At 49.9% G+C, this 12673-nt stretch carries 14 protein-coding genes and 1 tRNA gene; 13 read left to right on the top strand and 2 right to left on the bottom strand.

Features of this window, described 5'->3' with window-relative positions:
• The first annotated feature begins 6 nt into the window (after window positions 1-6).
• From whiA to PJK55_RS07285, 5 genes are all read left to right on the top strand, one after another.
• Window positions 7-960 (top strand): DNA-binding protein WhiA, encoded by a 954-nt coding sequence (gene whiA, locus PJK55_RS07305; RefSeq protein ID WP_074033630.1) that lies wholly within the window; start codon window positions 7-9, stop codon window positions 958-960.
• Window positions 961-1044: 84 nt separating this feature from the next.
• Window positions 1045-1284, top strand: coding sequence for a CopG family transcriptional regulator (locus tag PJK55_RS07300; protein WP_074033629.1), 240 nt, complete (start codon window positions 1045-1047; stop codon window positions 1282-1284).
• Between the two features lie 90 nt (window positions 1285-1374).
• Complete coding sequence (locus PJK55_RS07295) at window positions 1375-1890, top strand: DUF2179 domain-containing protein (protein WP_074033625.1); 516 nt, start codon at window positions 1375-1377, stop codon at window positions 1888-1890.
• An 89-nt stretch (window positions 1891-1979) separates the two neighbouring features.
• Window positions 1980-2423 carry a hypothetical protein gene (locus PJK55_RS07290; RefSeq protein WP_271305278.1) on the top strand — a complete coding sequence of 148 codons (444 nt, stop codon included), beginning with the start codon at window positions 1980-1982 and terminating at the stop codon, window positions 2421-2423.
• 56 nt (window positions 2424-2479) lie between these two features.
• Window positions 2480-3175: a MerR family transcriptional regulator gene (locus tag PJK55_RS07285; RefSeq protein ID WP_271305277.1), complete on the top strand. Its 696-nt coding sequence runs from the start codon at window positions 2480-2482 to the stop codon at window positions 3173-3175.
• A gap of 43 nt (window positions 3176-3218) precedes the next feature.
• Here the strand turns inward: PJK55_RS07285 and clpP are convergent, their stop codons facing one another.
• Together clpP and PJK55_RS07275 are read right to left on the bottom strand one after the other, a co-directional pair.
• A complete protein-coding gene (gene clpP / locus PJK55_RS07280) occupies window positions 3219-3794 on the bottom strand; it encodes an ATP-dependent Clp endopeptidase proteolytic subunit ClpP (protein ID WP_012726916.1) in 576 nt (191 codons plus the stop codon).
• Window positions 3795-3945: 151 nt separating this feature from the next.
• A tRNA-Arg gene (locus tag PJK55_RS07275) sits at window positions 3946-4018 on the bottom strand.
• Between the two features lie 118 nt (window positions 4019-4136).
• Between PJK55_RS07275 and PJK55_RS07270 the strand changes: the two genes are divergently transcribed.
• The 8 genes from PJK55_RS07270 (at window position 4137) to eno (ending at window position 12671) form a co-directional block, all read left to right on the top strand.
• Window positions 4137-5282, top strand: coding sequence for an RNA polymerase factor sigma-54 (locus tag PJK55_RS07270; protein ID WP_271305276.1), 1146 nt, complete (start codon window positions 4137-4139; stop codon window positions 5280-5282).
• Between the two features lie 5 nt (window positions 5283-5287).
• Window positions 5288-5545, top strand: a complete 258-nt coding sequence (locus PJK55_RS07265; RefSeq protein ID WP_251126893.1) for a glutaredoxin family protein — start codon at window positions 5288-5290, stop codon at window positions 5543-5545.
• A gap of 109 nt (window positions 5546-5654) precedes the next feature.
• Window positions 5655-6683 carry a sugar-binding transcriptional regulator gene (locus PJK55_RS07260; RefSeq protein WP_442899497.1) on the top strand — a complete coding sequence of 343 codons (1029 nt, stop codon included), beginning with the start codon at window positions 5655-5657 and terminating at the stop codon, window positions 6681-6683.
• A gap of 59 nt (window positions 6684-6742) precedes the next feature.
• Window positions 6743-7750 carry a type I glyceraldehyde-3-phosphate dehydrogenase gene (gene gap / locus PJK55_RS07255; RefSeq protein ID WP_012726912.1) on the top strand — a complete coding sequence of 336 codons (1008 nt, stop codon included), beginning with the start codon at window positions 6743-6745 and terminating at the stop codon, window positions 7748-7750.
• 97 nt (window positions 7751-7847) lie between these two features.
• Window positions 7848-9032, top strand: a complete 1185-nt coding sequence (locus PJK55_RS07250) for a phosphoglycerate kinase (protein ID WP_214746065.1) — start codon at window positions 7848-7850, stop codon at window positions 9030-9032.
• An 18-nt stretch (window positions 9033-9050) separates the two neighbouring features.
• Window positions 9051-9803: a triose-phosphate isomerase gene (gene tpiA, locus PJK55_RS07245; RefSeq protein WP_034778525.1), complete on the top strand. Its 753-nt coding sequence runs from the start codon at window positions 9051-9053 to the stop codon at window positions 9801-9803.
• Entirely contained in the window at window positions 9804-11342 is a 1539-nt protein-coding gene (gpmI, locus tag PJK55_RS07240; RefSeq protein ID WP_271305275.1) for a 2,3-bisphosphoglycerate-independent phosphoglycerate mutase, read from the top strand.
• 36 nt (window positions 11343-11378) lie between these two features.
• On the top strand, window positions 11379-12671 hold the full coding sequence (gene eno, locus PJK55_RS07235; RefSeq protein WP_012726908.1) for a phosphopyruvate hydratase: 1293 nt from the start codon (window positions 11379-11381) through the stop codon (window positions 12669-12671).
• Window positions 12672-12673 lie beyond the last annotated feature (2 nt).

Here is a 12673-nt window from a genome sequence, read left to right as displayed (position 1 = left end):
GACTCGATGAGCTTTGCATCAGATGTGAAGAAAGAATTGACACAACTTGAAGTGAATGACGCCGAGGCGAAAGCGGAATTGTCGGCACTCGTTCGGATGAACGGGGTCATCTCGCTCGCCCTAGGACGAGGCATGACGCTCGACGTCTCGACCGAAAACGCCTCGATCGCCCGTCGGATGTATTCGTTGATGAAACGTCTCTACGACCATCCATTAGATTTGTTCGTACGGAAGAAAATGCGTCTGAAAAAGAATAACGTCTACATCGTCCGTGTGTCACAGCACGCGGAGACGATGCTTCGTGACCTCGAGATTCTCGGGGAGCATTATGAGATGATCCGGACACTGAACTCGGATATGACACGTGACGAGAACTTGGCACGCGCCTACTTGCGTGGGGCTTTTCTCGCTGGGGGATCCATCAACCATCCGAAGACGTCGTCGTATCACCTCGAAGTCTACAGCTTGTATGAAAACCATAACCAGGCGCTACGCGATTTGGCGAATCGATTTGATTTGAATGCGAAGACGCTCGAACGGAAAAAAGGGCACATCCTCTATATGAAGGAGAGCGAGAAAATCTCAGACTTCCTCAAGTTGATTGGTGCGACACGGGGAATGCTCGAATTTGAGGATGCACGCATCATCAAGGACATGCGCAACTCCGTCAACCGTCTCGTCAACTGTGAGACGGCCAACTTGAACAAGACGGTCGGGGCGGCGTTACGCCAAGTCGAGAACATCAAGTTCTTGGAGCGGACAGTAGGACTCGATGTCTTGCCGAAAAAACTTCGGGAAATCGCTGAACTGCGTGTCACGCATCAAGACGTCTCGTTGCAAGAACTCGGGGAGATGCTCGAGTCAGGTCCAATCTCGAAGTCTGGAATTAACCATCGACTTCGTAAAATTGACCAAATTGCCGAGCGTGTGCGGAGTGGCGACGAGATTGCCTCATCGTGACGCGGTTGCACCAAAACCATTCTTCCTATATAATAAGCAACTGGAATAGGTTTACTGAATAGGAATTAAAGGAGCTTCATCACTATGTCGAATGAAAAGAAAAGATTATCGCTCACGATTGACGCTAAGCTCGACCAAGTCATCACGGAGCGCGCAAAAGAAATCGGAATTCCGAAGAGTGCACTCGTCACGTTCGCAACAAGCCTTCTCTTGAACCAACTTCGTGCAGAAGAGTTGTTGAACGGAGATAAGAACGCGATCTACGAAGTGATTCGTAAAGACTATGAATTGCTTACGAGCGTGAAAAATCTAGATACGAAATAATCAGGTTGACTTCGGTCAGCCTTTTTTAGTTGCATCTCTCTCTGAAATTTGGAATAGTGGTGGTAATGAATTTGAACGGAGGTCGATCGAATGGGTCAAATCTTACTCATCCTATTGCTACAACTTATCTACGTCCCGGTGCTCACGCTCCGGACAATCATGCTCGTGAAAGGGAAGACCGTCATCGCGGGTCTGTTCGGAACGCTTGAGACACTCATCTACATCTTCGCACTCGGAATCGTATTCCAAGATTTGACGACGCTCGGTATGATCGTGTACGCAGTCGGATTCGGGCTCGGGATTTTACTCGGTGGCTACGTCGAACGTAAACTCGCCATCGGCTACAACATGATCCAAGTCCACACGAAAGAATATCCGGCAGAGCTCATTCAACAGATGCGCGACAATGGCTACGGGGTGACACATTACCAAGGACAAGGTCGAGACGGTGTCCGTTATCGTCTGGACGTCTTGGCAGCCCGTACACGGATGAAAGAATTGCGTGAACTCGTCGAGAAGCATGAGCCGAAGGCGTTTCTCGTCGCATTCGACCCGATCGACTTCAAAGGCGGCTATATGATGAAAGGACTGCGTCGTCCGAAATGACGCACAAGACTCACGGAAGTGGGTCTTTTTTTGTTGGAGTAGGGATTTTACTGCATGATAGGGAATGAGTGAGGAAAGGAGATGAGACCGTGAAGCGTAATCGACGTTTTTGGATTGTATTGATTGGGTTACTTGTCGGTGTAGGGGTGATCTATGCCGCCGTGTCTTGGTTCGGTGATGGGGACGACCCTGTCAAACCGCCGCTGCCGACGGTTCGTGTCGGCTCGGTGACGGCGGAAGTAGAACAATCGACGTATTGTTGGGAAGCCGGCAGTCGTGCGACGTGCGCCGACTATGGCTTGCCGGAAGCGGATGACCTGCAACTCATCACGGTCAAACCGGGTGACGCGATTGACGTTGTCTACCATGCTGACCCGGTGGAATCGAGTTTCTTTCAGATTGAGGACGGAGAGCTCGTCCCGGCTGAACCGGTCGTACCAGACGAACCCGGTATTTATCTATACGAGGTCGGCGGGGAATGGACGCAGGGCGACAGTCGATACGTGTTCGGTGTCAGGGTACCCGAAAACTAATGGTTGACCTGCCTCTTAGGGACGACTGTACAGTGAAGATAGGAGGTGGGAACACAGTGATTCCGATTGGAAGAGTGGCACATGTGACTGGATTATCGGTCAAAGCCATCAAATTTTACGAAGGGCGCGGTTTGATTCGACCGACACGATCGGGCAACCAATATCGGATGTATGGGATGAAAGAGATTCGACGGTTGAGTGAAATCAAACGATTGCGCCAAATCGGGCTCAGTTTAGAGCAGATTCAATCAGGTCAGTCGACTGATACGCTACTTGAAACACGGTTATGTGAAGTCAGGAAAGAAATCGAACAGCTTTGCCAAATCGAGAGACAGATTCGGTCGATGCAGTCAGGAGGGGATGACATGAACATTCGATATGAAACATTACGTGAACCGATTACAGTCTATGGATATGGGAGTACGTTAGAAGAAATCCCGAAGGTGTGGGCCAGACTCCAACCAGAATTGACGACAGATGAGTCATACGGCGTCTGCCTCCCACAAGAGAACGGCTATGTGGCTGGCATGACGAAGCCTGTGAGTGGGGAAGAATCGCGACAAGTCGAACTGACCGAAGGGAACTATATCGTCGCGACGGTCGAAGGGGGTATCCCGATGATTCCTACAACGTACGAACAACTGTTAAACGTTCCAGACGTGATGCTTCGCGACGCCGTCGACTTTGAACGTTATATTCACGGTCAAGGCGGAGCGGACGACATGATTGAAGTCTGGATGCCCATCGAATAGAAAAAGACGTTTCCCGTTTGATGGGGAAACGTCTTTTGTATGATTAGCGTGTCATGACTTTGTCGATGAGACCGTAGTCTTTCGCTTGGTCAGCTGCCATGAAGTAGTCACGCTCTGTGTCGCGCTCGATGACTTCAAGTGGCTGTCCAGTGTTCTCTGCCATGATTTGGTTCAATTTCTCACGCATTTTGATGATGCGTTCTGCGTGAATCTTAATGTCTGACGCTTGGCCTTGTGTGCCGCCGAGCGGTTGGTGAATCATGATTTCTGCGTTCGGAAGTGCGAAGCGTTTTCCTTTTTCACCGGCTTGGAGCAAGAAGGCACCCATCGATGCAGCCATTCCGATACAAATCGTCGACACGTTCGGCTTGATGAAGTTCATCGTGTCGTAAATCGCCATGCCCGCTGTGATCGAACCACCTGGGCTGTTGATGTAGAGCGAGATGTCCTTTTCTGGATCCTCAGCTGCGAGGAAGAGAAGCTGTGCGACGATTGAGTTCGCGACGTTGTCGTCAATCGCACTTCCGAGAAGGATGATACGGTCTTTGAGCAAGCGTGAGTAGATGTCGTACGCGCGCTCCCCACGGCCTGTCTGTTCGATAACTGTTGGAATTAACATTGAATCTGCCTCCTTTATGTAGGTTGTAAGTTCATCATACCTGTATAGTCAATGTTGGTCAAACGATAGTCATCGTTTTTCACCTATTCCACGATTTTCTCGTTATGAAACGAAAAAGAGACCAGGCAATCTGCCTGATCTCTACATCTGATACACCCGGAGAGATTCGAACTCCCGACACCTGGCACCGGAAACCAGTGCTCTATCCCCTGAGCTACGGGTGCATGTGTGTGACACGAATTTATTATACATTTGTTTTATTAAAAAAGCAATCCTGTTCATTACGCTTTTTTGAGCGCGCATGGATTTGGTTCGTTACAATAGAGAAGAGGGGGGAGGACGATGCAACGGCAAGAACAAAAACAAGTGCAACAGCAACAGATGACGCAAGACCTTGTGCAACGGCTACCGGTGCTCGAGGCGGACCGTCTGGCGCTCTCGTTTCGTCTCGCACGTCTGGCGCGCCATAATCCAAACATTCATATCGGGAGCGGGGATCTCGGATGGGTAGCGGATGCGGCGAGCGCGTTCGAAGAGAAGCTGTTCACCCAGATTCGAGAAGGAAGCGGCAGCGACTCGGAGAAAGAGCTGAGACGACAGCTCGTCCTGTTGCTCGACCATCGGGGACTATTGCCGGATATGAATGACGTATTGGCAGAGCGACTCGGTGTCGACGTGACTCAAATCGAACAGGCGAGACAGGCACTCTTATTTCTTGAACCAACGGGAATCGGGGCGAGAACGGAACGAGAGTGTCAGTATCGGCATGCAATCGAACATGAGGACCCACGCGTCGTCGATGTATTTGATGCGATTGAGAGTGGCGTGAGCCAAAAACAGATGGCGAGCGTGCTCGCGATTTCAGATGAAGAGCTCGCCCATTTAGAGCGAATCGTCGCGACACTGCCTAAACGTCCTTTATTATATGAAGAAACGGGTCACGTCTTTCCGGAAGTCGAAGTGCAATATGAAGATGGAGAACTAATCACAACGTGGCTCAGTCCGGAACTTGACGCGACGCGAGTCGGCAATGACCGCGAGGCGAAATGGTGGATGACATCCCTTGCGATGCGAAACGAGACGTTACGAGAGATATGGGCTGTTATCGCGTCACGTCAGACCGAGTGGCTGAAAGGAGAACTCGTCCTCAATCCGCTAACCCGTCGGACTGTCGCACAACAAATCGGCAAGCACGAATCAACAGTCGGGCGTGCCATTCAAGGGAAGTTTGCGAAGACTGAAGGCGGGATCATGGAGTGGAAACACTTTTTCGTCCGGTCGACGAGTCATGGGCATTCACCGTTCATGATCAAGCGGACGCTCGCAGAACTGATTCAACGGGAGAAGGCCCCACAAAGTGATCAGGCACTCGCGGACGAACTCGCCCGATACGGCTATCCAGTGACGAGACGGACCGTGACGAATTATCGGGAAGAACTTGGATTCGGCAACTCACGTGAGCGTGAGCGGCAGTTATGGAAGGGATGATGGAAATGAAACTAACTTTATATAAACGTGACAATTGTTCGCTCTGTGACGAGGCGCTCGTCATGCTCGAATGGCTGCAGGAGGATTACCCAATCGAGCTCGAACAGATTGATATTACGGGAGATGAGGGTCTCGAGGCGAAGTACCTCTTCGAGATCCCTGTTCTTATACACGAAGGAGAAGTCATCAGTCAAGGGCGATATGATGACAACAAAGTTGAAGATTTTGTTAAGTATACGCTTACATCGAAAAAAAACGTTTGAAGGGGTTGCCAGACGGAAAAGTGATTGATAAGATGAACTCGTAGCGGTGGGACGCAAATAAAAAAGTGGGACAAAAATTGTCCACACTTAAAGTCGAGGGGGTAAGAGCATGATCCAGCAACTGATTCACGTTCAGAAGCAAATTGTCCCTGACCTGCTCGATACGCTCCGACATCGTTACGATATCTTACACTATGTCCGCTTGATGCAGCCGATTGGCCGCAGGACACTCGCAACGAGTTTGGGACTGACCGAACGGGTACTCAGACGAGAAGTCGACTTTTTGAAAGACCAAGGTCTTCTTTACGTCGCTACTCAAGGAATTTCCCTCAGTGAGACGGGACGAAACGTCTTACGAGACTTGCACGAGGTCATGGGAGAACTTCTCGGGATCTCAGAAGTGGCAAGAGAGCTCGAAAAGAAATTAGGGGTTCGCCAAGTCGTCATCGTACCAGGTGATTCAGATGAGACATTCTGGGTTCAACGCGATATCGGACGGGCAGCGGTCACGCAGTTAAAAGCGCGGCTCGCACCGGATGATAACGTGATTGCGGTAACAGGTGGAACGACGATGGCATCGGTTGCGGCGATGATGTCGCCCGATAAAAAAGAACGCCCGATGCATTTTGTGCCCGCACGCGGAGGTCTTGGAGAAACGCTTGAACTTCAAGCGAATACCGTCTGCTCACGCATGGCGGACCGGGCCCACGCAGACTATCATCTTCTACATATTCCGGATGAAGTGTCACAAGAGACGTTCGACCGGATGGTGGAGGAACCTAGTATTAAAAATGTACTGGAAATGATTAGAGCGGCGCGAATTGTGGTACATGGAATTGGTGAGGCAGAAACGATGGCAAAACGCCGTCACGCATCACCGGAGCATTTGCGGATGATTGAACGGCATGACGCCGTCGCCGAAGCATTCGGATATTATTTCAATGCGGAAGGTGAGATCGTCCATCGCGTCAAGACGGTCGGGATCCAACTCGAAGAGCTGGATGACATGGATACCGTCATCGCGGTTGCCGGAGGAAAATCGAAGGCACAGGCGATCGCCGCTTATGCGAAACACACGTCGAACATCATCCTCGTCACAGACGAAGGTGCGGCGAAAGAATTATTAACTTGTTATTAAAGAGTTGACCCCCCGTTGGCTCTTCAATAAATAGCTTCTACCCTAAGGAGGAAATTAACATGGCAGTAAAAGTTGGTATTAACGGATTTGGACGTATCGGTCGTTTGGCATTCCGCGAGATCATCAAAAACGAAGGAATCGAAGTTGTTGCAATCAACGACTTGACAGACACGAAGATGCTTGCGCACCTTCTCAAGTATGACACGACTCAAGGTCGTTTCGACGGAGAAGTTGAAGTACACGACGATCACTTCCTCGTAAACGGAGAGAAAGTTATCACGCTCGCTAACCGTAACCCTGAAGAACTTCCATGGGGAGACCTCGGTGTAGACATCGTTCTCGAATGTACTGGATTCTTCACTTCTAAAGAAAAAGCTGAGCTTCACTTGAAAGCTGGCGCGAAGAAAGTTGTTATCTCGGCTCCTGCTACAGGTGACATGAAGACTGTTGTTTACAACACAAACCACGACATCCTCGATGGTACTGAAACAGTCATCTCAGGTGCTTCTTGTACAACAAACTGCTTGGCTCCAATGGCTAAAGTACTTCAAGACCAGTTCGGAATCGTTGAAGGTCTCATGACGACAATCCACGCTTACACTGGCGACCAAAACACGCTTGACGCTCCACACCCGAAAGGTGACTTCCGTCGTGCGCGTGCAGCTGCAGCGAACATCGTTCCTAACACAACAGGAGCTGCTAAAGCAATCGGTCTCGTAATCCCTGAACTTCAAGGAAAACTTGACGGTGCTGCACAACGTGTACCAGTTGCTACAGGTTCACTCACTGAGCTCGTAACTGTACTCGACAAGCAAGTATCTGTTGACGAAGTAAACGCAGCGATGAAAGCAGCAGCAAACGAGTCATTCGGTTACACTGAAGACGAAATCGTTTCTTCTGACATCGTTGGAATCACATACGGTTCACTCTTCGACGCGACTCAAACAAAAGTTATGACAGTTGGCGACAAGCAACTCGTTAAAACAGTTTCTTGGTACGACAACGAAATGTCTTACACTGCACAATTGGTTCGCACAGTTAAGCACTTCGCTAACATCGCGAAGTAATTTCGTGAACTAAATAGAATCAAATAGGAGCGGAAACAAGAGATTGTTCTCCGCTCTATTTATGAAATGACACGCACGACATATGGAGGCGAAAGTTATGAACAAACAGTCTATTCGTGACATCGATGTAAAAGGGAAACGCGTCTTTTGCCGCGTTGACTTCAACGTTCCACTCAAAGATGGCGTCATCCAAGACGAAACTCGGATTCAAGCCGCACTTCCAACGATCAAGCACTTGCTTGACGGTGGTGCGAAACTCGTCCTCGCGAGCCACCTCGGCCGTCCAAAAGGCGAGAAGAACCCTGAGTTCTCACTTGCTCCAGTAGCGAAGCGTCTTGCTGAGCTCCTCGGAAAAGATGTACCGCTCGTCGAAGAAGCATACGGTCCAGTCGCAGAAGAAGCGGTCGCTAAACTCTCTGAAGGCGATGTCGTCGTTTTAGAGAACGTTCGTTTCTACCCAGGTGAAACGAAAAACGACGCTGAACTTGCAAAAGGATTCGCAGCACTTGCTGACGTATACGTCAACGACGCGTTCGGCGCGGCTCACCGTGCACACGCTTCAACTGAAGGGATTGCACACCACGTGGACACAGCCGTTGCTGGTCTCTTGATGGAAAAAGAACTTGAAGTTCTCGGTAAAGCTCTTTCTAACCCAGACCGTCCGTTCACGGCGATTATCGGTGGGTCGAAAGTAGCGGACAAGATCGGGGTTATCGACCACCTTCTTGACATCGTTGACACACTCATCATCGGTGGCGGACTCTCGTACACGTTCTCGAAAGCACTCGGGCACGAAGTCGGAACGTCACTCCTTGAAGAGGATAAGCTTGACCTCGCTCGTCAATTCATGAAGAAGGCAGAAGACAAAGGCGTGAAATTCTTGATGCCGGTCGACTGCGTCATCACAAAAGAATTCGGCGAAGAAACGTATGTCGGCCCAGTCGATATCGACTCGATCCCAGCGGATCACATGGGTCTTGATATCGGACCGAAGACAGTCGAACTTTACGCGGATGCGATTCGCGAATCGAAACTTGTCGTATGGAACGGACCGATGGGCGTATTCGAACTCGATAAATACGCAAACGGAACGAAAGGTGTCGCTCAAGCACTTGCAGACAGCGACGCATATTCAATCATCGGTGGTGGCGACTCAGCCGCTGCGGCAGCCAAGTTCGGTCTTGCTGACAAGATGAGTCACATTTCAACTGGTGGTGGCGCGTCACTTGAATTCATGGAAGGCAAGAAGCTTCCAGGTGTCGAGGCGCTTAACGACAAGTAATTTAGAGGAGGGTTATCGATGCGTAAACCGATTATTGCAGGTAACTGGAAAATGAACAAAACACTCTCGGAAGCTGTCGCTTTCGTAGAGGAAGTTAAAAACAACATCCCGTCTACTGACAAAGTAGATGCAGCGATTGGTGCTCCGGCACTTTTCCTCGCACCGATGGTAGAAGCAGCTAAAGGGTCAAACTTGAAGCTCGGTGCACAAAACATGTACGACAAAGATAGCGGTGCCTACACTGGCGAAATTAGCCCAGCTATGGTCGCTGACCTCGGCGTGACTTACGTCATCCTCGGTCACTCAGAACGTCGCGAGTACTTCGGCGAATCAGATGCGTTCATCAACAGCAAAACGAAAAAAGCGTTCGAACACGGTCTTACGCCAATCGTTTGTGTCGGTGAAACACTTGAAGAGCGCGAAGGCGACAAGTTCGAAGAAGTCATCAAAACACAAGTCGAAGGCGGTCTCGCTGACCTCTCTGCTGACCAAGTCAAACAACTCGTCATCGCGTACGAGCCAGTTTGGGCAATCGGTACAGGTAAATCAGCAGACGAAGCTGACGCACAAAGCTCTTGTAAGTATGTTCGCGACGTGGTGAAAGGTCTTTACGGTGAAGACGTAGCGGCTGCAGTACGCATCCAATACGGTGGATCTGTCAAACCTGAGAACATCAAAGAGTACATGGCACAAGAAGATATCGACGGCGCACTCGTCGGCGGTGCTTCACTTGAAGCCGCTTCGTTCCTCAAATTGTTGGAGGCGATTTAAATGGCTAGACCAGTCGCACTCATCATCTTAGATGGTTTCGGGATGCGTGACGAATCGTTCGGTAACGCGGTCATGGCTGCGGACAAACCGAACTTCGATCGCTACTGGGAGCAGTATCCACATACGCTCTTAAACGCAAAAGGCGAGTACGTCGGTCTTCCAGAAGGACAGATGGGGAACTCAGAAGTCGGTCACTTGAATATCGGTGCCGGTCGAGTCGTCTATCAGTCACTTTCACGCGTCAACAACGCAATCAAAGACCGTTCGCTTTTTGATCGTCAAGCGATGAACCATTTGGCAGGACATGTGAAGAAACATGACTCGAGCCTCCATATCATGGGTCTCGTGTCAGATGGCGGGATTCACTCGCACATCAAACACATGTTTGCCATCGTTGAGTTCGCAAAACTCCACGGCATCGAAAAAGTGTACATTCACGCTTTCACGGACGGCCGTGACTGTGATCCGAAGTCAGGTGCTGGTTTCCTCAAGGAAACTGAAGAAAAGCTTGCTGAACTCGGTGTCGGTCAAGTCGCTAGCGTGTCTGGTCGCTACTATGCCATGGACCGCGACAACCGTTGGGAGCGCGTCGAGAAAGTATACGACGTCCTCGTAAACGGAAAAGGCGAAGTCGGTACGGACCCAGTCGAGGTTCTCAAGAAGTCGTATGAGAACGATTTGACGGATGAGTTCGTCTTACCGACAGTCATCGAAAAAGATGGCAAGCCGGTCGCAACAATTCAAGACAACGATGCCATCATGTTCTTCAACTTCCGTCCGGACCGGGCGATCCAGTTGTCGAAAGTATTCAAAGAGAAAGCTGGATTCGAAGGCTTTACACTCTCTGACAACCATCCTGAGAACCTTCTTCTCGTCTCGATGACGAAGTACTCGGATGATATCGACACGGATATCGTCTTCCCACCGGAAGATTTGAAAAACACACTTGGGGAAACACTCTCTGCGCAAGGATACAAACAGCTCCGTGCCGCAGAAACAGAGAAGTACCCACACGTCACGTTCTTCTTGAATGGACAAAAAGAACAGCCATTCGAAGGCGAGGATCGTCTCCTCGTACCTTCACCGAAAGTCGCAACATACGACTTGCAACCAGAAATGAGTGCATACGAACTCACAGACGGCTTGCTCGAGCGTATCGAGTCGGATGAGTATGATGCATACATCATCAACTTCGCGAACCCGGATATGGTTGGTCACTCAGGTAAGCTTGAGCCGACGAAGAAAGCAATCGAAGCAGTCGATGAATGCCTCGGTAAAGTAGTGGACGCATTACTTGCTAAAGGTGGCGCAGCCATCATCACAGCGGACCACGGGAACGCAGACATCGTCACGAACCCGGACGGCTCGCCGATGACGGCGCACACGACGGAACCTGTTCCGTGTATCATCACAAAAGAGGGAGTCGAACTGAAACCAGTTCTCGAAGGCGCACTTTGCGACCTCGCCCCAACGCTTCTCGACCTTCTCGGTGGAGAGCAACCAGCTGAAATGACTGGTTCATCAATCGTTACAAAATAATACAACTATTTTTCATACGAAAAGGAGCGATTTTTCATGTCAATGATTACAGAAATTTACGCACGCGAGATTTTAGATTCACGCGGTAACCCATCAGTAGAAGTAGAAGTCTTCACAGAAGACGGCGGTTTTGGCCGTGCCCTCGTCCCATCAGGCGCATCAACAGGTGAGCACGAAGCAGTTGAGCTTCGCGATGGCGACAAGTCACGTTACCTCGGTAAAGGTGTCTTGAAAGCAGTTGCAAACGTGAACGACACGATTGCACCAGAACTCATCGGCTACGATGTTTTCGACCAAAACGCAATCGATGCGAAAATGATCGAACTCGACGGTACGCCAAACAAAGCTAAACTTGGTGCAAACGCAATCCTCGGTGTGTCAATGGCAGCAGCTCACGCAGCAGCAGATGAGCTTGGTCTCCCACTTTACACATACCTCGGTGGATTCAACGCGAAGACACTTCCAACACCAATGATGAACATCATCAACGGTGGTTCGCACGCGGACAACAACGTGGACTTCCAAGAGTTCATGATCATGCCTGTTGGCGCGCCAACATTCCGTGAAGCGCTCCGTATGGGTGCTGAAGTATTCCACGCCCTCAAATCAGTTCTTTCTGGTATGGGTCTTAACACAGCTGTTGGTGACGAAGGTGGTTTCGCACCAAACTTGAAATCTAACGAAGAAGCGATCACAGTTATCCTTGAAGCGATCGAAAAAGCTGGTTACAAACCAGGCGAAGACGTCTACCTCGCAATGGACGTTGCATCTTCTGAGTTCTACGACAAGTCAACTGGTAAATACGAACTCGCTGGCGAAGGTAAGTCACTCACAACTGCTGAGCTTGTAGACTTCTACGCTGAGCTCGTTGACAAGTACCCAATCCTCTCAATCGAAGATGGTTGTGACGAAAACGACTGGGATGGCCACAAGCTTCTCACAGACAAAATCGGACACAAAGTTCAACTCGTTGGGGATGACCTCTTCGTAACGAACACATCTAAACTTGCTGAAGGTATCGAAAAAGGTATCGCAAACTCGATCCTCATCAAAGTTAACCAAATCGGTACGCTCACAGAAACATTCGACGCGATCGAAATGGCTAAAAAAGCTGGTTACACAGCAGTTGTCTCACACCGTTCTGGTGAAACAGAAGACGCGACAATCGCGGACATCGCTGTTGCGACAAACGCTGGACAAATCAAAACTGGTTCACTTTCACGTACAGACCGTATCGCGAAATACAACCAACTTCTCCGCATCGAAGACATGCTCGGCGATGTAGCGAAATACGACGGCATCAAGTCGTTCTACAACCTTAAAAAATAATT

The organism is Exiguobacterium sp. MMG028, from assembly GCF_027947425.1.
GTDB classification, from domain to species: Bacteria; Bacillota; Bacilli; order Exiguobacteriales; family Exiguobacteriaceae; genus Exiguobacterium; species Exiguobacterium aestuarii_A.
This window is presented reverse-complemented; position numbering and strand designations above follow the sequence as displayed.